The organism is Pedobacter metabolipauper (assembly GCF_004362715.1).
GTDB classification, from domain to species: Bacteria; Bacteroidota; Bacteroidia; order Sphingobacteriales; family Sphingobacteriaceae; genus Pedobacter; species Pedobacter metabolipauper.
In genome coordinates this window covers 268358-290562 of sequence record NZ_SNYC01000005.1, presented here as the reverse complement: position 1 = coordinate 290562, position 22205 = coordinate 268358, and the positions used below count along the sequence as shown (strand labels likewise).

17 protein-coding genes and 1 riboswitch are annotated in these 22205 nt (G+C 40.5%); of the genes, 14 read left to right on the top strand and 3 right to left on the bottom strand.

Annotation, left to right across the window (positions count from 1 at the left end):
- Positions 1-320: 320 nt before the first annotated feature.
- Entirely contained in the window at positions 321-1043 is a 723-nt protein-coding gene (locus tag ATK78_RS13595) for a LytR/AlgR family response regulator transcription factor (protein WP_133576671.1), read from the bottom strand.
- A 2-nt stretch (positions 1044-1045) separates the two neighbouring features.
- Entirely contained in the window at positions 1046-2092 is a 1047-nt protein-coding gene (locus tag ATK78_RS13590) for a sensor histidine kinase (protein ID WP_133576670.1), read from the bottom strand.
- A 393-nt stretch (positions 2093-2485) separates the two neighbouring features.
- On the opposite strand from ATK78_RS13590, the gene ATK78_RS13585 reads away from it, so the two are divergent.
- From ATK78_RS13585 to ATK78_RS23055, 14 genes are all read left to right on the top strand, one after another.
- Positions 2486-4861 carry a TonB-dependent receptor gene (locus ATK78_RS13585; RefSeq protein ID WP_133576669.1) on the top strand — a complete coding sequence of 792 codons (2376 nt, stop codon included), beginning with the start codon at positions 2486-2488 and terminating at the stop codon, positions 4859-4861.
- Between the two features lie 29 nt (positions 4862-4890).
- Complete coding sequence (locus ATK78_RS13580; RefSeq protein ID WP_133576668.1) at positions 4891-5712, top strand: DUF4249 domain-containing protein; 822 nt, start codon at positions 4891-4893, stop codon at positions 5710-5712.
- A 128-nt stretch (positions 5713-5840) separates the two neighbouring features.
- Positions 5841-6590, top strand: coding sequence for a phosphatase PAP2 family protein (locus ATK78_RS13575; RefSeq protein WP_133576667.1), 750 nt, complete (start codon positions 5841-5843; stop codon positions 6588-6590).
- Between the two features lie 167 nt (positions 6591-6757).
- Positions 6758-6964: riboswitch (cobalamin riboswitch) on the top strand.
- Positions 6965-7081: 117 nt separating this feature from the next.
- The gene (locus ATK78_RS13570) at positions 7082-9145 is read left to right on the top strand and encodes a TonB-dependent receptor (RefSeq protein ID WP_133576666.1); all 2064 of its coding nucleotides are present in this window, start codon (positions 7082-7084) and stop codon (positions 9143-9145) included.
- A complete protein-coding gene (locus tag ATK78_RS13565) occupies positions 9142-10287 on the top strand; it encodes a YncE family protein (protein ID WP_133576665.1) in 1146 nt (381 codons plus the stop codon). Before ATK78_RS13570 ends, ATK78_RS13565 begins: the two co-directional genes overlap by 4 nt.
- 4 nt (positions 10288-10291) lie before the next feature.
- On the top strand, positions 10292-11572 hold the full coding sequence (locus ATK78_RS13560; protein WP_133576664.1) for a cell surface protein: 1281 nt from the start codon (positions 10292-10294) through the stop codon (positions 11570-11572).
- Positions 11573-11626: 54 nt separating this feature from the next.
- Positions 11627-12844, top strand: a complete 1218-nt coding sequence (locus ATK78_RS13555) for a hypothetical protein (RefSeq protein WP_133576663.1) — start codon at positions 11627-11629, stop codon at positions 12842-12844.
- A 10-nt stretch (positions 12845-12854) separates the two neighbouring features.
- Positions 12855-14051: a hypothetical protein gene (locus ATK78_RS13550; RefSeq protein WP_133576662.1), complete on the top strand. Its 1197-nt coding sequence runs from the start codon at positions 12855-12857 to the stop codon at positions 14049-14051.
- 327 nt (positions 14052-14378) lie between these two features.
- Positions 14379-14954, top strand: coding sequence for an RNA polymerase sigma factor (locus ATK78_RS13545; protein WP_133576661.1), 576 nt, complete (start codon positions 14379-14381; stop codon positions 14952-14954).
- A 96-nt stretch (positions 14955-15050) separates the two neighbouring features.
- A complete protein-coding gene (locus ATK78_RS13540) occupies positions 15051-16058 on the top strand; it encodes a FecR family protein (RefSeq protein ID WP_133576660.1) in 1008 nt (335 codons plus the stop codon).
- A 264-nt stretch (positions 16059-16322) separates the two neighbouring features.
- Positions 16323-19781: a TonB-dependent receptor gene (locus ATK78_RS13535; RefSeq protein ID WP_243732525.1), complete on the top strand. Its 3459-nt coding sequence runs from the start codon at positions 16323-16325 to the stop codon at positions 19779-19781.
- A 23-nt stretch (positions 19782-19804) separates the two neighbouring features.
- On the top strand, positions 19805-20605 hold the full coding sequence (locus ATK78_RS13530) for a hypothetical protein (protein WP_133576659.1): 801 nt from the start codon (positions 19805-19807) through the stop codon (positions 20603-20605).
- An 18-nt stretch (positions 20606-20623) separates the two neighbouring features.
- Positions 20624-21397: a hypothetical protein gene (locus ATK78_RS13525; protein ID WP_133576658.1), complete on the top strand. Its 774-nt coding sequence runs from the start codon at positions 20624-20626 to the stop codon at positions 21395-21397.
- 59 nt (positions 21398-21456) lie between these two features.
- A complete protein-coding gene (locus ATK78_RS23055) occupies positions 21457-21591 on the top strand; it encodes a hypothetical protein (RefSeq protein WP_262712170.1) in 135 nt (44 codons plus the stop codon).
- On the opposite strand, the gene ATK78_RS13520 is transcribed toward ATK78_RS23055, so the two are convergent.
- Complete coding sequence (locus tag ATK78_RS13520; RefSeq protein WP_133576657.1) at positions 21588-22094, bottom strand: peptide-methionine (S)-S-oxide reductase; 507 nt, start codon at positions 22092-22094, stop codon at positions 21588-21590. The genes ATK78_RS23055 and ATK78_RS13520 overlap by 4 nt on opposite strands.
- Positions 22095-22205: the final 111 nt, after the last annotated feature.

Genomic DNA, 22205 nt, shown 5'->3' with positions numbered 1-22205 from the left:
TGCTTCGAGGTTGATTATTCATAATCGTCTTTTATATAGAGACGATTTTATATAAATTATTTGCTTTTGCTACGTTTGACTGAGTGAGAGGATTTTAACCTTTTTCTAGTTCAATTTTGGATTGAATTTTTGCTCAGTCATAAAAAAGATTTCAGGATGAAAGCTTATATTACAGTTCATGGTAGATAGGATAGAAGAGATTAGAAGACTTATGGCTATAGTTAATGTACAAGCTTTCCAGGTAAAAGACATTATTTCAATGCCTTATAAAAATTAAATATTTATATTTTATTCTGACAAATGCGGAAGAACCCTTCTTATTACTTATTCAAAATCTTTTTGGTTACAAATTCATTAAAAAAGAAATCCCTGTAAATATTGCCAATGGGTATTTCATTTTTTCCTATATACACAGTATTGTTATCTACAGAATCTATTTTGTTTACATTTATGATGTACGATTTGCTGACTCTGACAAATAAACTTTTCGGTAGCAAATCATGAATAGTTTTAATATTCATTAGAGTAACCACTTTTTGATTTTCTATGTAAATGATAACATAATCTTTTAACCCTTCAATAAAAAGTATATCACTAAAATGCACTTTGAACATCCTGCGGTCTGCTCTTACAAAAATATAATCATCGGTTATGTTTTCTATATTGCTGTTTGTGTCATGAGTATGGAATAATTTACAATACGTTTGCGCTTTTTCAACAGATTTTTGAAAGCGTTCTAATTTTACAGGTTTGATCAAATAGTCAATAGCGTCGACTTCATAACTCTCAGAAGCAAATTCATGAAAAGCGGTAGTAAACACCACTAAAGTTTTTTTAGGGATAGTTCTGGCAAATTCAATTCCATTCACTCCTGGCATTTGAATATCAAGAAATACTAAATCAACAGCATTGTTTGCCAGAAATTCTCTAGTAGCATCTGCTCCATTAAATGAAGCTATAGATTCTAGATTTTCTGTCTCATTAACGAGTTTTTGGATTGCTTTTCTTGCTAAAGGCTCATCATCTACTATTATACAATTCATTTTTATAATTTTAAAGTTAAGGTAACGCAGTACGTTTCCGAATTGTCTTCTATTTTCAAATCATGTGAAGAAGGAAACAGGAGTTCTAATCTTCTTTTAATATTGGACAGACCTAATCCCCCGGATTTGCTAACCGCTCTTACAGCGGGTTTTGAGTTTATGCATTTGAAGAAAAGCTCAGTATGGCGAACATCGAAAAACAAATTTACATAAGATAATTTCGCTGAGTCATTATTGTGTTTTACAGCATTTTCGACAAATGAGATAAATAATAAGGGAGGAACCTGAATGCCACTCAATTCACCTTCTTTGGATATTATAAAATTGAAATTATCCCGCCTAACTTTTTCGAGGTTTAAAAAATCCTCTAAAAAATGGATTTCTGAAGTTAATAAAACTTTATCTCTCGAACTATCATAAAGCTGATAACGAAGTAGATCACTTAGTTTCATCAAAACCTGCGAAGCTTTTTTAGGATCATCGTCAATTAAAACATTAGCATTGTTGAGCATATTAAAAAGGAAATGCGGATTGATCTGATTCTTGAGCTGTTCAAGTTCAGCATTAGTTTTTGCCAGTTCCAGATCATAAATCAGTTGAGCATCAGATATCCATTGCTGGAACAATTTAACTGCTGCCGATGCAATAATCAGCATCATGATCATAAAGGAAAAAGTGAAAAAGTTAATACTGTCATCCTGGTAAGGCAGTGAATCAGGCTTAAAATAACAAGCAAAAAATTCATGAATGTAGAACGAAAGAATCATGCTTGAAAGCACAAAAAGACCATAACTTAGATATTGTTTTCTAAACAAAAATTTAGGCACAAAAAAATACATATTACTGTAGGCCAATAAAATTATTTGAAAAAAAATAACGATTCGATTATAGGTTTCAAAAGGTTCTACATAGTCCGGCGGACTGTAATACAAGACAACAATACAAAATGCGATAAGTAACAAATGACGTTGAAACCGGTATTTTTCTGAAATGATCAACTCAAGCATCCAATTGGCATCCATAGTTTTTCTGTGTAAAGTTTTATTCATAAGCCTATTTTAGATTCGAGCAAATGTAGCAACCTGCAAAGTATGTATATATATAAAGTATGTATACATATAATATACAAAAGCACAGAAATTATATACCAAAATTGATTTAGAAATGGTAAACCTTTTCTAAGAATTAAATAATATCATATAAGTTAGAAAAAAGATATTTCAATTCATGAAAAAACGGTTTGGCCATCTGTGATTTCAATTAGGAACTTTTTGTTTTAAAATCCGACTTCTTTCGCTGAAATCTTAGTGTGCACTTATTTTACTATATGCAAAAGCTGCTTTAATATATTAAGTAAAGCATTTTGTATATATAAAATATGCGGGTTCAGCAAAAATATACTTTAGCCAATAATTGTAACATTTAACTCAAAACATTAATAAATGAAAAGTAGAATCCTATCCTTGCTAGTACTCTTTTTTGCTTTTGCAGGCCATGCATATTCGCAGGAAAAAGTTACCCTTAGCGGCGCAATATCTAATAAATCCAATACCGAAACATTGATTGGGGTGACTATTTATATTCCAGAAGCGAAAGTAAGCATTACTACCAATTCTTATGGATTTTATACCACCACAGTGCCTAAAGGAACTTACACCATTATCATAAGTCACGTAGGTTTTGATAATATAGAAGAAACTATCACGCTGAGCGAAAATACAAAAAGGAACTTTGTGATGATAGAAAACAGTAAAACATTGGGTGAAGTTGTAATTAAAACCAATACAACAAAAGCAAACATCCGAAAACCTGAAATGAGTACTAATAAACTGTCCATTGCCACAATAAAAAAGATGCCGGCCATTCTGGGGGAAGTGGATGTCTTAAAATCTATCTTACAGCTTCCCGGGGTTACCAATGCTCAGGAAGGTGCATCGGGATTTAATGTCAGGGGAGGTTCCGTTGATGGAAATCTCGTGTTGCTTGATGAAGCCGTTGTTTATAACACCTCGCATTTATTCGGATTCTTTTCTGTTTTTAATTCAGATGTGATCAAAGATCTAAAACTGTACAAAGGAGGTATTCCCGCTAATTTCGGAGGACGTATATCATCAGTACTGGACATTTATCAAAAAGAAGGAAACAACAAGGAGTTTCATGTTAATGGGGGCATCGGGTTAGTCTCCAGCCGGTTACTTGTTGAAGGGCCAATTGTTAAAGACAAAAGCTCTTTCGTGGTTGCGGGAAGAGGATCATACGCACATCTTTTTTTGAAGATGGCAAATGAACCAAATTCAGCCTATTTCTATGATTTGAACACCAAGTTCAATTACAAATTCAATGATAAAAACAATGTTTTTGTATCGGGATACTTTGGTAACGACAACCTGAATTTTAATAACAGTTTTATAAACACCTACGGTAACAAACTTTTTAACCTCAGGTGGAACCATGTATTCTCAGACAAGATTTTCTCTAATGTATCTTCCATCTATAGTGATTATGACTACCAGATCAAAGTAAAATCCGCTGGTCTTGACTGGAAAGCAGAGGTTAAAAATTACAATTTTAAATATGATTTTAAACATTATGTTTCAAATAACCTAACTTTAAATTATGGTATAAATTCAATTTACTACGACTTTAATCCCGGAACAATCAGGCCTTTTGGAGAAAGTTCAGGCGTAAATCCGGACCAGTTGGCTAGAAAATATGCTTTTGAAAATGCCGCCTATATTGGTGCTGACCAAAACTTTTCTGATAAATTATCACTGAATTATGGACTTCGCTACAGTAATTTTCAAAGATTAGGCGCGCAGGAAGTGTACACCTATGCTAATAATCAACCAGTTGTCTACAATAAGGAACTTCATATTTATGAAGAGACCAAGCCAACAGGAACAATAAACTATTTGAAAAATAAAAAGATAGCAAGTTTTGACAACCTGGAACCAAGACTTGCCATAGCTTATTCGCTAAACAATGACCAATCCATTAAGGCTAGTTATAATAGAATGAGCCAATATGTTCATCTCATTTCAAATACTGCTTCTGCAAGCCCACTTGATATATGGGCACCTTCTGACCAATACCTTAAGCCAGAAATTTTAGATCAGGTAGCACTGGGCTACTTTCACAATTTTAAAGACGATAAGTATTCTTTGGAAGCTGAAACATTCTACAAGAAAGTAAAGAATAAAGCAGATTATATTGACGGCGCAGATTTACTTGGAATCGATGCTGTAGAAAGCGTGCTTTTAAATGGAGAAGGAAGAGCGTATGGTCTGGAAATGATGCTCAAAAAAAATACAGGAAAGCTGACAGGCTGGGTTTCCTATACGCTTTCTAAAGCACAACAAAGGACACCGGGCAGAAATGCAGATGAACCGGGTATAAATAACGGAGATTGGTACAGGGCAAATTATGACAAATTACATAATTTATCTGTTACTGGCGCTTATGCTATAAGTCCGAAATGGTCATTTGGGGCTATTTTGACCTTCCAGAGCGGTAAAGCAGCAACATTTCCTAACGGAAAATACCAATATCAGGGCGTTAATGTTGCGAGTTACGGAGTAAGAAATGAAAATTCTTTAGCCGCATACCACCGTATAGATGTATCTGCAGCTTATACGCCTAAACCCGATAAGAAAAAAGGATGGCAGGGTGAATGGAATTTCAGTATCTACAATCTTTATAACAGAAACAATGCAGCATCGTACTCTTTTAGACAGAATGAAGATACGGGAACAAGTGAGACAAGAAGAGTATCCATTTTTGGTATTGTCCCTAGTGTCACTTACAACGTAAAATTTTAAAAGCAACTCACTATATATAAAAAGACAAAATGAAACTACTACCAAAAATTATAATTATATCCGTTGCACTGTTTGTGACAGGATGCGAAAAAGCTATTGATGTGCCTCTTAAGACAGCATCGCCAAGATTGGTTATAGATGCATCTATAGATTGGGTTAAAAATACAGCTGGCAATGAACAAAAGATCGTATTGTCGACAACAACAGGTTATTACAGTTCCGAATTCCCGAGCGTTTCAGGAGCAGTAGTTACTGTAACAAATGCATCAAATGCGGTTTTTAATTTTGTTGAAACTCCGGGAACGGGGCAATATGTTTGTCACAATTTCCTTCCTGTTATCGGCCAGACTTATAACTTAAAAATTGTTTTAAACGGAGAAACCTATACTGCATCAGAAACATTTACTCCTGTCCCAAAAATTGAAGATAATATTGATCAGAACGACAAAGGAGGTGACGTCGGCGATGAAATTGAAATAACATTTTACTATAAGGATAATGCAAGTCAGGCAAATGCTTATCTAAACAATATTACCCAGCCGCACTCGCCGTTCCCCGAGCTTGAAGTTGAAGATGATGAACACACGAATGGTAAATTGATGCAGGAGTCCTTTTCGCACGAAAAGTTAAAAGCTGGGGACCAGGTAGACTTTAAACTGTATGGAATTTCAAAAAGCTATTACAATTACATGTTCAAATTAATATTGGCTACTGGCAATGATGGCAACCCTTTCCCTACAACACCAAGTGCAGTTCGCGGTAATATTATCAATCAAACCAATAGCAATAATTACGCTTTTGGCTATTTCAGGCTGGCAGAAATGGATACTAAAAGCTATAGGATTAAGTAATTAAGCGTTGTGCCTATAGTAAAAATCGGAATTATTCTTTCCATGAAAAGTTCGGTTATTCAATAATCTTGAAGCAATGCTATAAAGCATATAGAAACAACATTTTTCGTGTGTAATTGATAAAATAAATGAATAAAATAATAATGGTGCTTTTTCTATTTCTATCTGTTTTAAAGGTTAACGGACAAAACGCTTCAATTGACTCAACCAAAAACCGTGAAAATATTCAATTCAAATATAAATCGCTCATAATTCCAACTGTTTTAATCGGATATGGAGTTGTTGGTCTTATGAGCCCTACTTTAAAAGATATAAATAACAGTGTTAAAAATGAATTTAGGGAGCATGATGATAAGAAAGTAAGCCTAGATGATTATACTCAATATAGTCCGTTTTTATCTGTATATGCCTTAAATGCATTAGGTATACATGGAAAAAATAATTTTAAAGATAGAACCATTGTTTTGGCAACGGCATATCTTATTATGGGTGGCTCTGTAAACATCATAAAAAAAACTTCAAAAGTTACCAGACCAGATGGCTCAGACACAAGGTCGTTTCCTTCGGGGCATACCGCCACGGCTTTTATGGGCGCCGAATTTTTACATCAAGAATATAAAGATATATCGGATTGGTATGGTATTACCGGCTATGTAGTTGCTGCTGGCACAGGTCTTTTTAGAATGTCCAACGAAAAGCACTGGCTTACTGATGTTGCCACAGGTGCTGGAATCGGAATTTTAAGTACCAAAATTGCTTATTGGGTTCAGCCATTAATTAAAAAAACAATTTTTAAAGAAAAATATAAAAGAAATGGGATTGTTATGCCTTTTTATAATGGAAGAGAATATGGACTGGGATTATCAGTGACATTCTGAAAAGAAAAAGCTACACACAAATGGTAGCGGCCTAACAAGTATCTTCAAGATAATGAGACGCGAGCCTATTTTCTGAGATATAGTAATATTTTCTTACCTATTCCTATCTCCCAACCCCATTTAATTTAAATATCAATTATCTTTTTTATGAAAATAGATCATATATTTGCTGCATAAAAGTTTTTGGTCTATTTTTTTGAAATTTCAGAGAAAAAATAGTTAAAAGGGAATCAGGTGTAAATCCTGAACAGACCCGCTACTGTAAGTTCTATACAAGTCTTTAAACACTACTAAAGCCACTGTTTCGATGAGAAATGGGAAGGTCGTTTAAAGATGGAACAAGTCAGGATACCTGCCAGAATCACATAGTTTAAGACTTTCGAGGAATAAAGTTGAACAACAAGAATCTGCCCCCTGTTATTTTTATAACCGGATTTTTCTTATCGTTCTTAATCATTACATCTCAGCAAGTTTTTACAATTAAATTTGTGATGTATAATAAGAAAAGAACACGTTTAATCCTCTTCCTAACCATTGTACCACTCGTGCTTCATGCTCAGGCGCGCAGAGATACTGTTTCTGCCGACAGCATAAAGACCTTAAAAAACGTAATCATCAATGCCAAACCGTTCCAGGAAGTAATCCCGGTACAAAGCCTCTCCGGTAAACAGCTCGAGAACCTGGCAAGCCACAATGTCGCCGATGCACTTCGATACTTCGCCGGAACCCAGATTAAGGATTATGGTGGTCTCGGCGGACTAAAAACAGTGGATGTGCGCAACATGGGTACCCACCATGTGGGTGTTTTTTACGATGGCATCCAGCTGGGTAATGCCCAGAACGGCGTTACAGATCTCGGTAAATATTCCCTCGATGATATGGAAGCCCTCACCATGTACAATGGACAGAAAAGTGAGATCTTCCAGTCGGCCAAAGACTTCGCATCCGCTTCCACCATCTACATGAAAACGAAACGGCCGGTATTTGAGGATCATAAGCAAACCAATTTACTGCTGCGCTATAAAACCATGTCGGTCAACTACCACGACCCCTCTTTTAGGTTGGAGCAGAAATTGGGCGACAAAGTAAGCCTGAGCCTGAGCTCAGAATACATCAGGTCCAATGGTCAATACCAGTTCAGGTATAAAAGAAACAACCAGGATGGTACAGTAGCTTATGATACCACCGCCACCAGGCAGAACAGCGACATCAAAGCATTGAGAATAGAATCAGGCCTTTATGGGAAAATAGACAAAGGCTCCTGGGATGCCAAAGTTTACTACTACGATTCAAAAAGGGGAGCCCCGGGAGCCATCGTAGAAAATAAGTTTGCAGACGGATACCGGCAGAATGATCAAAGCTTCTTTACGCAGGCTTTTTTTGTTAAGGATTTTACAGAAAAATATAAGTTCCAGGCCAGGGCAAAATATGCCTATGATGATACCCGTTACATTGCCAGGGACACCACCAGCATCCTCGGAGAAACCGTAACCGAAGGCGCACAGTCTGACGATAGCTACTACCAGCATGAAATGTATGTATCCGTAGTAAATATGTACAGCATTCTGCCGATATGGGATGTATCGCTGTCGGCAGATTTTCAGTACAATAGGCTCGATGCAACCCGGAGAGGGATCCAGACCCAGTTTTCATTTCCTCAGCGCTATACCGCCTTGTTCTCTCTGGCCAGTTCCCTCAGACTTGGGAAATTTAAGGTTTTAGGAAGTGTTTTGGGTACCCAGGTAACCGAGCAGGTACGGTATAATGCCAAAGCGCCCGATAAAACAGAATTTACACCCGCGCTCTTCATTGGCTATACGCCATTTAAACAAAATGATCTTACGTTAAGGGCATTTGCAAAGCGCATTTTCAGGATGCCTACTTTTAACGACCTCTACTACACAATGGTTGGCTCCAGTACGTTAAGACCCGAATATATGAACCAGTACGATGTTGGGTTTAACTATGCGGTACCGGTAGAAAATGGATTCTTAGACAAATTCTCTATCCAGGCAGATGCGTATTATACCCACACCAAAGATAAAATTGTAGCAGCACCGACAGGAAACCTGTTCCGCTGGATGATGACCAACATGGGACAAGTGCGCGGAAAAGGTATAGAATCAGTGATCAATATGGGTACGCACATCAGCAAATTAAACCTGGCTGCAAACCTGACCTATACCTATTCTGAAAGCAGGGATTATACCAAATTTGTAGGCTTAGAGATGTCCTCTTATGGAGATCAGATCCCGTACGCACCCTGGCACAGCGGATCGGCTATACTAAACGCCGGTTATGGATCATGGAACCTCAACTACAGCTTTATCTATGTAGGTAAGCGGTACAATGGAAATGTAAACAACATCAAGGTCAATGAAGTGCAGCCCTGGTACACGCACGATCTGTCGGCACAAAAATCCTTCACCGTAAATCATTACAGGTTAAAAGGGACCATAGAACTCAACAATGCACTGAACCAGCATTACGAGGTCATCTACAACTATCCCATGCCTGGCCGTACGTTCAAATTTATAATCAGTATGGAACTATGAAAAAGAGCTCAATAAAAATAGGGATAGGTCTGTGGATCCTCCTGGCTTTAATTTCCTGCAGGAAAGATGAAGTGATTTTTTTATCCTCCACCAAAACCGTTGCCCAGCCGGCAAGTGAAGGTAACATAGAAGGATTTTACCTGCTCAATGAAGGCAATATGGGCATGAACAGGGCCAGTATCGATGTATTCAATTACAGGACCGGTGCCTATACGACCGACATTTATTCAGAGCGTAATCCGACGGTGGTCAAAGAACTGGGCGATGTGGGCAACGACATCAAGATCTATGGCAATAAGGTGTATGCGGTCATCAACTGCTCCAATAAAGTAGAGGTAATCGATAAATGGACGGCCAAACGCATTGCTAAAATAGACATCCCGAATTGCAGATATGTCACCTTTTACAAAGGCAAAGCCTATGTAAGTTCCTATTCCGGGCCGGTAGCCATCAATCCAAATGCAGAGATCGGCTTCGTGGCCGAGATCGACACGGCAACATTAGAGATCAAACGGAAGGTTACTGTGGGGTATCAACCCGAACAAATGGTGGTAACCAACGGCAAACTGTATGTGGCAAATTCCGGCGGATATCGGGTGCCAAATTACGACCGGACAGTTTCTGTGATAGACCTGGAGAGCTTCACAGAGATTAAAAAGATAGATGTGGGCATAAACCTCTATGGAATGCAAATAGACAGCAGAGGAGACATCTACGTAAGTTCCAGGGGTGATTACTATGGTACTCCTTCTAACCTTTTTGTAATCGACAGCAAAACAGATGAAAAGAAGATGAGCCTGGACCTTCCGGTACTGGGCATGTGCCTGGTAGACGACCTGCTCTATTTCTATAGCGTAGAATGGAGCTACCTCACCAACAGCAATAAAATAGCCTACGGAATACTGGATACCAAAACCAAAAAGATCATCAGCGATAAGATCATCACCGATGGAACGGACAAGAAAATCATGATTCCCTACGGATTACAGGTGCACCCGGAAACCAAAGAGATCTATATAACCGATGCACAGAATTATGTGGTAACCGGCTATATCTACTGCTTTACGCCTGACGGGCGGTTAAAATGGAAAACTACTGCCGGGAATATTCCTGCGCATTTTGCCTTTATATATAAAAATTAAAATCATGTACGATAAATCTTTAAAACACCTTCGTTCCTTACTGCTGCTGCTCTCCGCATTGGTTCTTGTCCACTGTTCCAAAAGTGATAAAGGGCCAGAAGGCAATGCTGATGCTGAAATCAACTTGTTTACTGTTCAGCGCACCAAAATTGTTGCCGTTAGTCCGAAGGCTGGTGCAACTGCAGAAGCCACTTATAACTGGACAGTAACGAACGCGCCATCTGATAATTATGCGCTGTCCAATGCCACAGCAAAGGAAGCCCTGTTTGCCGCTACCGAAGCTGGAGACTATGAGCTGTCAGTGGTGATCAATGATAAGGGTGCATCACAAACCCAAAAAGTTAAGGTATCTGTGGCCAGAGAGGCGAAAGAATATACAACCTTCATTTCCAAAGTATTCGAGTTTAAGCCTGCTCCGGGTCAGTTTATAAACGATTTACCGTCGGCCAATGACGGTGAAACCGCTGAACGAATCTTAACAAGAGCCAATACCTATCTCGCTAAGAAGAATGGCGACCTGCTATCCCTTGGCGCATTCGGTGGTTACATAGTGTTCGGCTTTGACCATACCATTGTCAACGTAAAAGGAAAACGCGATTTCAGGGTTTCCGGCAATGCGTTTTGGGCAGATGCCAATCCAAATCCAAATGCTGAGATGCGCGGCGGCAGTAGTGAAGCAGGGGTGATCATGGTTTCTTATGACCAGAATAAAAACGGACTTCCGGATGATGAATGGTTTGAGATTGAAGGTGCCGGTCATAAAATGGCAAAGACCATTCATAATTATCAAATTACCTATTACAGACCTGATCCCAACAAGAAGCCCGTTCCGGGTGGCGGCACAGGAACCGTGCTCTTTACAGACACAGAATATATTTACTGGAAAGACAACCAGGGTAAAGATGGCTACCTGACCCAAAATAATGCCTATAACCATTCTCTGGACTACTGGCCAAAGTGGCTCAAAGACCAGCCAACCCTAACCTTTACAGGAACCAGGCTGCCGGACAATGCCATTGATGAAAGCGGAACTGGAAGCTATTTTGTTCAGTATGCGTTTTTATATGGCTATGCCGACAATGCGCCCAACACCGACGATGATTCTGCAGTTGACATCGACTGGGCAATCGATAAGAACGGAAACAGGATCCACCTTCCGGGGATAGATTTTGTGAAAGTATCCAATGGGCTTCACCAGCAGGCAGGCTGGCTAGGAGAAACCTCTACCGAAATTATGGGTGCATCCGATCTGCACCTGCTGAAAGAAAATATCCCCACCAGGTAATAATATCCACCCAATAAATATCCCGTTAAAAATTAAAATAGTTAAATCCCAATCATGAAAAAAAACTTTACCCATTTATTTTTTGCACTCGCATTCTTAGTTACCGGATGCGGCAAAGATGAGGTTACACCTGATGTTATAAATCCCAGCGACATCACCCTTCAGGAAAAATATGAAGTAGCTACCTTCAGCGTCTTAAACATCACTGCTTCTGCCAATGGCAATAACCCCGCTTACGAGTGGGTACTTACTAAAAATCCGGTTGATCAGGTTACCGATTCTGTGATCGGAAATACCAAAGACTTAAGATTTATTACCCTTTATCCTGGTACCTACGAGCTCACCCTAAATGTTTTGGCCGATCAAAAAAAGGGAAGTAAAAAAACGACCATCACCGTAATTAACGATAAAAACTATAACCCGTACATCACCAACATTTACGATTTTGACCCGGCACCGGGTATGTTTGCCAATGACCTGTTTAAAACAGGAAATTTAAAGGCTGATGTGATGAACACTGCATTGGGCAGGATCAATGAAACCAGCGTGGGCTATCCATTAGACCTGGGCGGCTTTGGAGGTTCTATTGTCGTCGGTTTTGACCATACCGTGGTTAATATTCCGGGAGAAAAAGACCTGCGGGTTTATGGTGGGGATTTGACAGATAAAACGAATCCGCCTGCACCTGGACTGATCTACGTGGCCTATGATAAAAATGACAATGCTAAGCCAGATGATGACGAGTGGTACGAAATCATTGGAAGCAGCCATGCTAAAGCCAATACGGTTAAGAATTTCAAAATTACCTACAATAAGCCTGCTACAGGAAAACCTGTTGTGGTTACCGGGCCGAATGGTTTTTTTGCAGATCTTGAGCACCTGTATTGTGAAAATAATCAGGGACAGTCTTACTACATGGCAAGACCTAAGACTAAAAAAGAATTTTACCCGACATGGGCGACTCAAAATACTATAGTCTATGAAGGAATAAAGCTAAATGTGAATTTCGAAGCTGCACGGGCGGGTCAAACTACCTTATGGAACTTCGAAGCTCCGGAATGGGGTTATGTAAATTCCGTAAATCCTGATATTGATATCGATTGGGCAGTTGACAAGAATGGAGTTAAAGCAAATCTCCCAGGCATAGATTTTATAAAAGTTGTAAACTGTGTGAGTGAGCCTATGGGCCTTTGTCAGCAGCAATCTTCCATGGCTGCCAGATTTTCCGGAGCGGCAGATCTTCATATATTAAAAAAATACAACCTAAGATAAACTCAAAAACATGAAAAATTATATCAAATATAGCCTGTCCATATTGACAATTGCCGCGTTTTATTCCTGCAGTAAGGATGAAGTAAACCCGGTTACCAATCCTGAGGTTTCAATATCCATAAAGTTAAAGTCTGATTTTGCGGCAGGCAGGTATAACGTAGTTGTTATAGATCCTGAAGTGACCATTGAAAATGGTGGCGAAGTGATTCCTCAGTATAAATGGACCATCAAGGTCTCCAATAAGGATGGCGTTGTTAGAGATTCTGTCATTGGTGATACAAAGGTCTTACCCTTCATTGCGCCTAAAGCTGCTGATTATACGGTAGAACTTACCGTAACGGCTGCCGACGTTACCGGACGTGCCTCCACGCTGGTTAAAGTTTCTGAAACAAATAAAACCTACAATTCAAAAGCATGGTCTGTTGTAGATTACATGCCTTCCCCGGAGTTTATTTTAAACGATTATGTGTATAGCACAAAAGCAGAAGCCTTAGAAGCAGTCCAGACAGAACTTAACGAAGACCTATCTGTTCCCCTGGGTACTTTTGGAGGCTACATCACCACACGGTTCGACCATACGGTGATCAATGCCTATGGAAAACGTGATTTTACTGTTCAAATGGAAAATAGCAACAGCGGAACAAGATTTGCTCCGGTTAGCGTTTTTGTGGCATACGATGCCAATAAAAACGGAATAGCTGACGACAATGAATGGTATGAAATAGCGGGGAGCGAATACCATAAATCTTCTACGGTTAAAAATTATGAAATAACCTATTATAAACCTGATCCAAATAAAACAGCTGTTGCGGGCGCAGCCGATTGGCAGTTTGATACTACCTACCTGAAATGGACTGATAATAAATCTGCATCCGGCTCAATTACAAGAACAAAAAAATGGAGACGCTATAACTACTACCCGCAATGGATTGGAGATTCCTATACCATGAAAGGTACCAAATTGCAGGTTCCTGTGAAAGATATTAGTGATGGTACTGGCATTACATTCAACGTGGGTACTTTTGATTGGGGCTACGGGGGCATTAAAGATCCTTCGATAGACATTAGCTGGGCTGTAGATAAAGACGGAAAGAAAGTTCAGTTACCAGGAATAGACTTCGTTAAAGTTTATCAATCATCCTTTGCTGAAATAGGTGCGTCGGATCTGTTAACAGCCGTATTCCGCTATGTTGAAGATTTAAATTAACATCGATCAATAGTTAAACTGACAGGAAGATACTCCCGTTAATTTGAGGAAGTATCGTAAATGAAACCCGGCCGCTGAGAATTCAATATTTGAAAATGCGCTTTGAAAGAGGTACGAATAAAAACAGGGCGCGGTCATTTCGAAGTGAACCCCAAAAGTTGGACAAAACTTTTGGGGTTCATTATTTATGATACACTTTTTTTCTTTTAAATGGAGACTGATCCAATACATTGTCAGGTAATAAACCATAGATTTCAAAAAAGAGAATTTGGAATTAAGTTAATATGATGGTAATAATGTTCCATTATCTTTGGCGGGAGTAATGACATGAATCTAGCAGCGCTATCTGATACGGAATTAATTGAAAAGGTTAAAAGCAGCCATGCACCCGCTTTTGAAGAAATTTTTAAACGGTACTGGGAACCGCTATATCTCTTCGCACTAAAAAAGCTGAAAGATGAAGATGACGCAAAGGATGTGGTACAGGACGTTTTTATCAACTTCTGGATCAGGTCTTCATCGCTGGTCATTAACGAAACATTGGAAAAGTACTTGTTCAGCAGTGTGCGCTATGAACTGCTCCATAAAATATCAAACGCCATCAAAAAGGAGCAAAAAATAAAGCATTACACTGAAGTGGTGATGCCTGATTTTACCGCCTCACTGGATCCCGTACAGCAAAAAGAACTGCTTGCCGCCATAGAATTGCAAATTGATTTGCTGCCAGATCGGCTCAAACAGATCTACCTGCTGAGCAAAGATGACAATCTGAGTATCAAAGAAATCGCGAATAGGCTCAATATCTCCGAGCAGACCGTAAAGAACCAACTGAGCACGGCACTAAAAAAACTCCGTGTCGGGCTAAAAGAAGCATTTATTGTGATTTTGTTCTCGAATCTCTAAAACTGGAGCTATTTAACAATAGCTTAATGTAACCATAACATATTCCGGATAGTACGATTTGGCCTTTTTATACGCATGTATATAAAGGCTATATAAATGAACATTAAACAATTTGGGATAGTGGTTGATCGCTATCTTGCTGGTAAGGCTTCTGTAACGGAGATCAAGGCCATCGATCAATGGCTGGATGAGTCCGGAGAAAATACAGAGGTCATGACTGATCTGAAACGCAGGCGGCTGCAGGAGGAAATTCTTCAAAAAATCAGGCAGTCCATTCCAAACAAGACGCATAAAGAGCGGGGCTTAATCATAAAGATTATCAAACCTTACCTGCGCATCGCCGCAATGCTAGCCGCTTTTACCGGTATGATTTTGCTATACCAGAATTACCAGAAAAAGGCAGATCATCCCACGGCAGACAAAACTTACGAAACGTATAGCACTCCAAAAGGCCGTCAGGCGATCATTACTTTGTCAGACGGTTCCGTTGTTCAGCTAAACGCCGCTACAGTGCTGAAGTACCCTAAACATTTTCAAGGAAAAACCCGCGAAGTGATTCTGGAAGAGGGGGAAGCTTTTTTTGAGATTACACCCAATCCCCATAAGCCGTTCATCGTTCATGCCGCACATCAAATTGATACCCGTGTGCTGGGCACCTCGTTTAACATCAGCAGTTACCGGGCTTCAGACCAGCTTACCTTATCCGTAAACACGGGTAGGGTACAGGTAACTAAAGTAACCAACAAATCTAAAAGGACGATGGGCATATTTACCCCCGGCCAGGGACTGACCTATAACGTTAAAAAAGGAACCTTCAAAAATCACGACATGAATGCTGCAGATCTTGCGGCCTGGAAAAACAACATCCTGATCCTGAAGGATGCCGACTTCAATGAATTGAAACAGCGCCTGGAGAACTGGTATGGCATTGAGATCAGTCTGCAGGCAAAATCAGAGCCAGCCGTACTGTTTACCGGTAGATATTACAATAAGTCCTTACAGAATGTACTGCAGTCTTTACAGCGCATCAATCATTTCCGGTACGAGTTAAAAGGCAAAAAACTAATCATAGAAAATAATGCCGGAAATAGGAATAGGAAATAACGCCGGAAAATAGGCACAGAAAATAAAACCAACCAGGAACAGAAAATAAAACCCGAAGTAATAATAGAAAATAAATAAGAATAATAAACCAAACACCGACAATCAGAAAGGAAGCCTATGTAATAATATACTCAATTAAAAAAAAATACCGGAATTGTTGACAGCAATCCCGGTATCAATACAGTCTTAAACAAGTGTCTTAATCTTATTATAAACTATCCAAAAGTAGTGAAAACTACGGTTATGGAGAACAAATTCAAACAAATGAAACAAATATTAAATGGGGTTCTATTTAATTTATTTAAGCTAATGAAACTTTCAGCGCTCACGTGTATCGTCATTGCTGCCATGGGGGGCACCCTGCTGGCCAGGCCCGCGTATACACAAAGCATCACAGCCGTAAAAACTTCCGTAAATATGAAGTCCATAAGCCGCGACAAGGTATTGCAGCAACTGCAGCAGTCCACAGGCTTCAACTTCATGTACAATAAGGCACTGATTGGTGGCAATACGATCATCAGTCTCCATCTGGAAAACGAATCGGTTAAGAAAATACTCGACCGGCTTTTTCAAAATACCAATGTGGGTTACCGGCAGGTAGAGGAAGATATTTATCTCTATGAAAAGCGGGTTGCCCAGCAGCCGGGTCGTATCTCGGGTAAAATTGTAGATGAAAAAGGCGAAGGCATGCCCGGTGCCAATATCAAGGTCACAACAGGCGGCAAAGGGGTACAAAGCAATGTAGACGGAACCTATAGCCTGGAACTTCCCGCAGGTACCTACACCCTGGAAATCAGTTATCTCTCTTACCAAACCCAGCGCATTACCAACGTAATTGTCACCATAGGCAAAAATACACCATTGGATATCGCTATGAAGGGAGCAGCCAATGCCTTGTCTGAAGTAGTGGTAACCTCTGGTTACAAAAAAGCTTCCATAGCAGGGCTCTATGCGCAGCAGCAGAATACCGCTGAAATTTCTAACGGCATCTCGGCTGAGCAGATTGCAGCCACACCAGATAAGAATGTGGGCGATGTACTGAAACGCATAGCCGGGGTTAGTACCAATGACAACCGCAGGGTGGTCATCCGCGGAATCGCAGAGCGATACAACGTAGCCATGCTGGATGGGGTAACCCTGCCAAGTACGGATGTACAGGTGCGTGACTTTGAATTTGACATCATTCCAAGTAACCTCATCGACAATGTGGTGGTGTCTAAAGGTTTTACACCCGACATGAGCTTTGGCTTTGGTGGGGGATTGGTACAGATCAGTACGCTTACCATACCCAATAAAGATTTCATCACCTTTAACTTCGGAAGCAAATACAACGATGCCAGCACCGGAAAGGATTTTCTGGGCTATCAGCGGGGTAAGAGTGACTATTTTGCTTTTGACGACGGAGGTAGAAAAGACCATTTCCCGAAAGACCTGTTTTTTTATAGCACGGATCGTTATAGTCCCGGCAGACCCTACGATGATGTAACACCTCCGGGATCTGGTATGACACCGATCACACCTGCAATGATTGCCGAACAGAACAAGAAAATTGGTGGGACTGAACGACTGGGTACACGGATCTATACGGCCCGACCATCGCAGAATTTTCAGTTTAGCCTTGGCGAAAGCTACCATGCAGGTAAGGGCCGATTGGGCTTTGTGGGATCACTTAGCTACCGGAATGAACAAATGATTGATGATATCTCTCATTTTGAACGGGGAGTTTGGGCAAAAAATACGGCCAATTCTTATGATGCCATAACGGGTAAGGAAATTCATGAAACAGGCAGCAAGCAATATAATTTCAATACCAACTGGGCCGCATTGCTGAATGGCGGCTGGGAAATGGGGAACCACAAATTGTTTACCCGGAATTTTTATTCCAGAAGCCTTCAGAGCCGGTTTATACGTATTTCAGGATGGGGCAATGACATCGGATTTGGCGATAACCCCGCAGTTACGGAAAATGACAGTCCTAAATTTATTGAACTGCTTCAGACCAAGCTGAGCGGAGAACATAGGTTTGGACAGCTTTTACTGGACTGGAATGTAGCACGCAACAAGATCTCTAACAATGAGTATGATGCCGTAGAAGCCTCACTGGTTCCGGAAGGAACAGCAAACGGGATCGTGTACAGCTATTTTCCCAATAGTGTGACAGATCCGGGTGTGGGTGTGTTTAACAGGGCACAGTACCTTTATGATGAGGACAACCTGATGGCTGATATAGCAGCCAGCTACCTGGTTAAAATAGGTAAACAGAACCAAAAGATCAAAGCCGGATACCAGTACCTGAAACGCCATGGCAAGTATGACTGGAACATCCTGCCGGTAGGATCACTGAACGGTGCCCGTTACAGAGGTATTCCGGTACAGGAATGGAGCAAGTACTTCGAGTTTAATGATCCTTTAAATGATATTTTCTATTACCCGGGATCTTTTTCACTAAATGGATACGAAGGAAAGAATACCAATGCAGCCTTTTTTGGAATGGTAGATAACCGCATTTTTAGCTGGATGAGACTGGTATGGGGAATAAGGGCAGAATCTTATGTCTATGAAGAAATAAAGGACGCCAACAGCGGGATTAGTCAGCACCTCGACGAGCAGGCCGAAGCCAAGCGTCGTTATGTAGACCCGGCAACTGGTCAGCTGGTACACAAATACCTGGATGCCGCTACAGAAGAGCAAAAATGGCGCTATCTCCCTTCGGTAAATATGACCCTTACACCATTTAAAGATTTCAATATCCGCGGATCATATGCCCAATCGGTTGTGAGGCCCTCCTTGATTGAAAACTCTGGTTTCTCCCGCCTCAATCCAACAATTGGAAGGATCCAGCACAATGTAGGCGTACTGTCTACCATAATTGATCATTATGATTCGAAAATAGAATGGTACCCGGCTCCTGGAGAGGTATTGTCGGTAGGCTATTTTTACAAATATTTCAAAAATCCTGTAGAGTTATATCTCGACATCACCAATTCCAGCCAAAGTATAGATGCCATCACGGGCAATTCCGATTGGGCCAAAGTTAGGGGATGGGAATTTGACTTCCGTAAAAGCCTGAGCTTTTTATATGCCGGATGGAAGCCGCTGGCAAATATGTTTGTGAGCGCCAACCTGACGCTGCAAAATTCGGAAGTACAGGCCAGCAGGTTCAATTATACCAGTTTTGGAGAAGGTACGTATGACAAGGAAGGTTTAAGCTACGCATATCGCGAAAAGGTATTGCTGAAGGAAAAGCGCCCGCTTTATGGCCAGGTGCCGGTGCTGTATAACCTCGGACTGCTATATAGCGGTGATCGCTTAAGTCTCAATGTGGTTTACAATCACATGGGCTATAAGACCTTTACCGTCGGCATGATGCCTGAATTTGTAGAATACGAGCGCCCCAGAAATCAGCTGGATGCACAGATCGGCTATGCCTTTCTTAAAAATAAGGGATTAAAAATGAAACTCAATTTAAGCAATCTCTCAGACAACCCTTATCGCTTCTATGTAAATAATGGGACTACGTATAAAGTAAAACCCAATGCAACTCCGGGCCTGCTCGAGTGGTCTGACCGCTATGAATGGAAATACGGCTTTTCCGAAAAGTATGAAGAAGGTTATTACGAGACTTCTGAGGATGGCAAAACCAAAATGCGCATTGGTGACACCGATACCTTTACCAGGAAAATAGGCCGTTCCATGAGCCTTTCTCTCTCTTATTCATTTTAACAACAAATTTAAACATAAAAGATATGAAGTTTTTACACACACCGATTCTGCTGTTCCTGTTGGTAATGAGTATTTCAGGCTGTCAGAAAAATGATAATTTTTTAATCAAGGAGGAAGCATTTGCTGTAATTACCAGCGGTTACAATGGCAGCAGCAGCCAATTGCAAATTACCATAGATACCATGACTTTAAAATATCCGATTGAGCCCAATGGCAGTTTTAAGCGGACTGATAAATATACCTTTCGCGAAGGACAAGATCAGGTAAAGCTGATGATTACAGAGAAGGACAGCGGTAAAAAGATCTACGAAGGCGAAGTGAAAAGGGGCGAATATAGCTTGTCCATTGACCTGCTTTATGTAGGTGGAAAATTGGTCGAAAAGCCAGATCTTCCGGCCGATAAGCCAGGCTTTCGGCAGGCAAGTTACCTCTTCATCCCTGCATTGTCCGGTTATACGGGAGATATCGATATCGTCTATTTTAAAAACCACGAGGTGGTACTCAATGGCATGCTTGTACCAGAAATATCTGAAGAACTGGCCAGGATTACCGCAAAGCCCAATACCTTTTCTCCATTTATAGAAGCGCCTATTTTTACAGGCGGACGTACAGAGATCAATGGAAAGATCTATTTTGTTAACCAGTCCACCCAATTTTTTAAATCAGGTACCAACATCCCATATTACGAAGATGCAGGGTTTACCATCGGTCAATATGCCACTTTCCCTTACCTCACCAGCGTTAAGCCTGAGCGGATAGGCGTTACAGAGGCGGGCTCAGCGGCCGATAAAAGGATCGATAGTTACCTTCAGGTTAGATTTTAAAGCTTTTAAAAAATAGTTATGATTACGAAAAACATACAGGCATTTGCCTTTATCCTGCTTACGGTCTTAAGCCTGGCATCCTGCAATAAAGAAATAGAGACGGCGAAAGTCGTAAACGTAGGCTTTCACGGATATAACCTCAGCGACGACCAGCTGGAAGCAACCTTTGATACCGTAGTGTATAACATGGACATCATACAACCCAATGGTCCGTTCAATCTGAGTAAGGTTTATCCTTATTTCCCGGGAAAGAACGAACTCCGGGTACAGATCAAGAACAAGACTACAGGAGCGGAACTATTGCAGAAGACCGTCTCACTATCCAGCGGACAACTGGAATTCTTCTTTCCTTTTGTATACGTTGATGGTAAGGTGATCGATGTGACGCCCCCTCCGGCAGATCCCGCAACGAACAAGCTGGGTTTTTACATTCACTATCCGGATAGCAATGATCCGATTGACATCTCTTTGTACAATCTCAACACTGGGGAACAGCTTTATCTGGCTAAAAATATTGTCCCTGGAACCTGGGTATATACTGACTATTTACCTTCCGCAGGTTTTCTGAGTAAAGCTGACATCCAGCAATGCGTGGTCTATTTTACGAAAGCCGGAACTACAGAATGGGCTTTTAACGGAGATGAGTACCTGAGTCAGGCCTATGTGAATAGTCTTTATATTCCGCATAAGGGCTACAGCCTGAATAAAGTACAGTCGTATTTTGTTACGCCCTCTCCTCAGGGCTGGCAGGCAGATATATGCAATTTGTTCCCTAATCCTAAGGACTATTAAGGATTGTTTTTTGCCACGGGCATTGATTAAATAATCGGTTTGATTAATAAACTTGATTAATGAATTTGTTTAAAGGGCTGGAGATCAATTTCTTCAGCCCTTTCTATTATAGCCGTTACGCTTATACTGCGGCGTATAAACGCCTGTTTATGGTAGAACTTATGGCTGGTGTAAGCGAAATCAATGCTTTCTAAGGATTTAGATGGCTGAGCTTATTGGAATCTAGTTTATCTGAAAATTTACTCATCAGTTCCTTTAGCTTAGGGTCTACGATATTTTTACAAAATGGTCTTTCGGTGTCTGTATAATAATAATTCAGATATTGAGGCTGGTTCAATTTGAAATCCCCAAAATCGAGAACCTCAGTAATGATGGGTTGACTGAAATCTTTTTGCAATGCTTGAATCGCCGTCCCGGCGGATGCAAATTGCTCTTTTGTAAAACAGTAGACTGCTGAGCGATATTTGTCGCGCATGGAATGCACGGACGTGCAGCTGTGGGTATGAAGGTGAATTTCAATGAGCGAATTCAGTGAAATAACTGCCGGGTCAAATTCAACGATGACTGCTTCTGAAAGAAGATCAGGTTCTCCGCTAACTGAGATCCATCCCTGCAAGACTTCTCCTGTTCCTTTTAATGACTGAAAGATAGCCTCCGTACACCAATGGCAGCTGCCGCCAAAACCAATTTTGTCCATGATCTAGTAACAGCTGTAGCTGACTTTCGTTTGTAAACGCAGGGTAAAAACTATTTGCTGAGTTCACAAATAATAGGTCACAGGCGGCCAGGAATACTTTTGGCAAAAGTC

Coding starts and splice junctions, on each gene's coding strand:
- ATK78_RS13595 (WP_133576671.1), bottom strand. CDS start 1,043: ATGAATTGTATAATAGTAGATGATGAGCCTTTAGCAAGAAAAGCAATC.
- ATK78_RS13590 (WP_133576670.1), bottom strand. CDS start 2,092: ATGAATAAAACTTTACACAGAAAAACTATGGATGCCAATTGGATGCTT.
- ATK78_RS13585 (WP_133576669.1), top strand. CDS start 2,486: ATGAAAAGTAGAATCCTATCCTTGCTAGTACTCTTTTTTGCTTTTGCA.
- ATK78_RS13580 (WP_133576668.1), top strand. CDS start 4,891: ATGAAACTACTACCAAAAATTATAATTATATCCGTTGCACTGTTTGTG.
- ATK78_RS13575 (WP_133576667.1), top strand. CDS start 5,841: ATGAATAAAATAATAATGGTGCTTTTTCTATTTCTATCTGTTTTAAAG.
- ATK78_RS13570 (WP_133576666.1), top strand. CDS start 7,082: ATGTATAATAAGAAAAGAACACGTTTAATCCTCTTCCTAACCATTGTA.
- ATK78_RS13565 (WP_133576665.1), top strand. CDS start 9,142: ATGAAAAAGAGCTCAATAAAAATAGGGATAGGTCTGTGGATCCTCCTG.
- ATK78_RS13560 (WP_133576664.1), top strand. CDS start 10,292: ATGTACGATAAATCTTTAAAACACCTTCGTTCCTTACTGCTGCTGCTC.
- ATK78_RS13555 (WP_133576663.1), top strand. CDS start 11,627: ATGAAAAAAAACTTTACCCATTTATTTTTTGCACTCGCATTCTTAGTT.
- ATK78_RS13550 (WP_133576662.1), top strand. CDS start 12,855: ATGAAAAATTATATCAAATATAGCCTGTCCATATTGACAATTGCCGCG.
- ATK78_RS13545 (WP_133576661.1), top strand. CDS start 14,379: ATGAATCTAGCAGCGCTATCTGATACGGAATTAATTGAAAAGGTTAAA.
- ATK78_RS13540 (WP_133576660.1), top strand. CDS start 15,051: ATGAACATTAAACAATTTGGGATAGTGGTTGATCGCTATCTTGCTGGT.
- ATK78_RS13535 (WP_243732525.1), top strand. CDS start 16,323: ATGAAACAAATATTAAATGGGGTTCTATTTAATTTATTTAAGCTAATG.
- ATK78_RS13530 (WP_133576659.1), top strand. CDS start 19,805: ATGAAGTTTTTACACACACCGATTCTGCTGTTCCTGTTGGTAATGAGT.
- ATK78_RS13525 (WP_133576658.1), top strand. CDS start 20,624: ATGATTACGAAAAACATACAGGCATTTGCCTTTATCCTGCTTACGGTC.
- ATK78_RS23055 (WP_262712170.1), top strand. CDS start 21,457: ATGAATTTGTTTAAAGGGCTGGAGATCAATTTCTTCAGCCCTTTCTAT.
- ATK78_RS13520 (WP_133576657.1), bottom strand. CDS start 22,094: ATGGACAAAATTGGTTTTGGCGGCAGCTGCCATTGGTGTACGGAGGCT.